The 2735-nt window shown below is 73.5% G+C and carries 3 protein-coding genes; all 3 read left to right on the plus strand.

Features of this window, described 5'->3' with window-relative positions; translation table 11 throughout:
- A partial coding sequence (locus tag PKE44_RS17915) for a hypothetical protein (RefSeq protein ID WP_324553974.1) occupies positions 1-676 on the plus strand: 676 nt, incomplete at its 5' end.
- On the plus strand, positions 673-1911 hold the full coding sequence (locus PKE44_RS17920) for a hypothetical protein (RefSeq protein WP_324553976.1): 1239 nt from the start codon (positions 673-675) through the stop codon (positions 1909-1911). The genes PKE44_RS17915 and PKE44_RS17920, both read left to right, overlap by 4 nt.
- The coding region (locus PKE44_RS17925; RefSeq protein WP_324553978.1) for a hypothetical protein at positions 1896-2735 on the plus strand (840 nt) is incomplete at its 3' end. The genes PKE44_RS17920 and PKE44_RS17925, both read left to right, overlap by 16 nt.

Raw genomic sequence — 2735 nt, forward strand, 5'->3', positions numbered from 1 at the left:
GAAGCCGCCGTGCCGGCCGGAGATCGCGCCGATGTTTGAGACCGTTGCCCGCCGGCTGCTGGCCGGCGATTTCCTCTGTCCGTACGCGAGCCCCGAGCTGCACGCCTGGCTGCTCGATGAGGCGGCGCGCGCCGAGATCGATGCCTGGCTCGCGCGCATCGGCCTGCGGCTGGCGCTCACGCGCCAGGGCACGGCCTTCTACGCCGCGCACGCCGGCATCGGCAGCGAGGAGCGGCGCGAGGCGGCCGAGACGTTTCGCGAGGTGCAGCAGCAGTTGCGGCCGATGGTGAACTTCCTGGTGCTGGCGATGCGCGCGACCCAGGACGACAGCGTGCTGATGCCGGGCAGCCTGCTCGAAGCCGCGGCGCTGCACGCGGCGATCGACGCCAGTCCGACGCTGCGCCAGGAACTGCAGGCGCTGGCCGGCTCGCTGCGCGGCCTCTCGGGTGCCGCCACGCAGCGCACGCTGCTCGACAGGCTGCTGAAGCTGTTTGCCGACCAGGGCTATCTCGTGCTCGCCAACGCCCAGCGCGAGCTGTACCGCGTCAGCGGCAAGGTCGAATACCTGTACGAGGTCGTCGACTTCCTGATCGAGCACGCGGCAATCCGCAGCGACGAGGACGAGGCCGAAGCCGATGACGGTCCGGCGCCGGGGCATACGGAGCCGCTGCTGTGAGCCGCGCGCAGGACGGCATCGTCGCCTACCTCGAACTGCTGCACGCGCACCGGCATCTGATCGCCGCGGCCTGGGCCAACGGCGGCGCACTCAGCGCCGGCGACGACAACCGGCGGGCGGTCACCGAGCTGCAGCGCCGGCGCACGCTGATCCCGTACATCGACGACGAATTCCGGCTGAACCCCTCGCTCGGCCGCCATCTCGACGAAGTGTTCGATCGCGCGCGGCTGTACGCGGTCGGGGCCGACCTCGGCGCCGCGATCGAGCGCCTCGTGCAACTCGTCGACGAGTACGAGAAGGCCGCCGACGAGGGCCGCGCCGAGGACGCCGAGCGCTACGGCGCCGATTTCGACTACGGCGTGTTCGAGCTCGCCGAGAGCCTGCGCGCCGAGCTGCTGCGCCTGCGCACGCTGACCGACAACCGCTACGCCGACGTGCGCACGCTCGCCGAGAAGCAGCGCCAGAACGCCTTCTGGCTGCGGCGCATCGAGCGCATCGGCAGCGCGCTGGCGGCCATCGCCGACAACGGCCTGCGCGCGCGGCTCGAAGCCCACGCCGGCCTCGCCGGGCTGCACACGGTGTTCGAGCACCAGATCGGCCAGCAGCTCGCCGGCTGGCGCACGCAGCAGCTCGACATCAGCGCGACGCTGAAGGCCTTCCTGTACCGGCTGCGCGAGGTCGCGCCGCAGGCGAGCCGCCTGCGCTCGTTCGCGCTGCACCTGCGCCAGCATCCGGACTACCGGCCGCCGGCGCCGGAAAGCCTGATCTCGCCGCCGGACTGGCTCGCCCGCCACACCGGCCTGAAGCTCAAAGCCGCTGCGCAGCTCGACCGGCCCGTGATCGCCGAGGCACTGGCCGAGGTCGCCGCGCGCGTGCCGCCGGCCGTGGTGAGCCGCCGCCGCGAACGTGCGCGCGGCCGGCTGCTGGATCGCGCGCCCGCCGCTGCCATCGAGCTGGCGCCGAGCCCGGCGCAGCAGGCGCTGCAGCAGTGTCTGGCCGCGGCACTCGAAAGCCCGGTGCCGCTGTCGGTGCTCGGCTGGAAGCGCGCGCAAGCGGAGTTTCGCGAGCTGCCCGAAGAGCTGTGGCTGCTCTGCGTGCTGCACGCCGCCGGCCTCGGGCACGCTGCCGGTCACGCCGGTTTTTCGCGCCTGAACCTGCGCCGCATCGAGGCGCCGGCCGCGGCACGCGCCGGCAACGTCGTCATCCACGACCTCGAACTATGGAAAAAAGCCTGATCGACGCGCTGCTGCGCGTCGTGCAGCAGCCGGCGCCGGTGCGCCTGCGGCCCGGCAAGACGCTGGCGGCGTTTGCGCGTGACTACAACCTCGGCCGGGCACGGGGCGCGCAGCTCGAATTCTCGGCCGCCGACCAGCAGCAGATCCGCGGGCTGCTGCAGGCGCGCGCCGGCATCGATGCCGACCGCGTGACGCCGCAGAGCTGGCTCGGCCTCAGCCGCGCCGAGAGCCTCGGGCTCGGGGCCGACGAGAAGCTCAGCCGCGCGCCGGTGCGCCGCGACCGTGTCGCGGTCAAGCCGCTGCCGGGCCGGCCGCTGCACCTCGACGGCGAGGCGCTGCGCCTGCCGCCGCGCTGCCACATCGAACTCGACGGCCGCCGCTGCGCCGGGCTGATCGGGCCCGGGCACGAGCGCGTGCTGCTGATCGAGAACTGGGAAGCCTTCGATGCGCTCGACGCGCTGCGGCTCGATCTGAGCGCCGCCGGTGCGGATGCGCTGGTGGTCTGGCGCGGCGGCGGCGAGGGCTGTCGCAGCGATCACGCGCTGGCGCTGCTCGCCGCGCTCGGGCGGCCGGTGCTCGCTTTTGTCGACTACGACCCGGCCGGCCTGCTGATCGCGCTGACGCTGCCGCATCTGGCAGGCGTCCTCGCGCCGCCCGGGGCCGAACTCGCCGAGCGCCTGCGCGGCGGCCTGCGCGAGCGTTATCTCGAACAACTGCCGCAGTGCGCGGCGACGCTCGATGCCGCCGTGCAGCCGGACGTGGCGCGGTTGTGGCGGCTGATCCGCAGCGCCGGGCGCGCGCTGCCGCAGGAGGCGTTCATCGAG

It is taken from the genome of Plasticicumulans sp. (assembly GCF_035331805.1).
Lineage (GTDB): Bacteria > Pseudomonadota > Gammaproteobacteria > Competibacterales > Competibacteraceae > Plasticicumulans.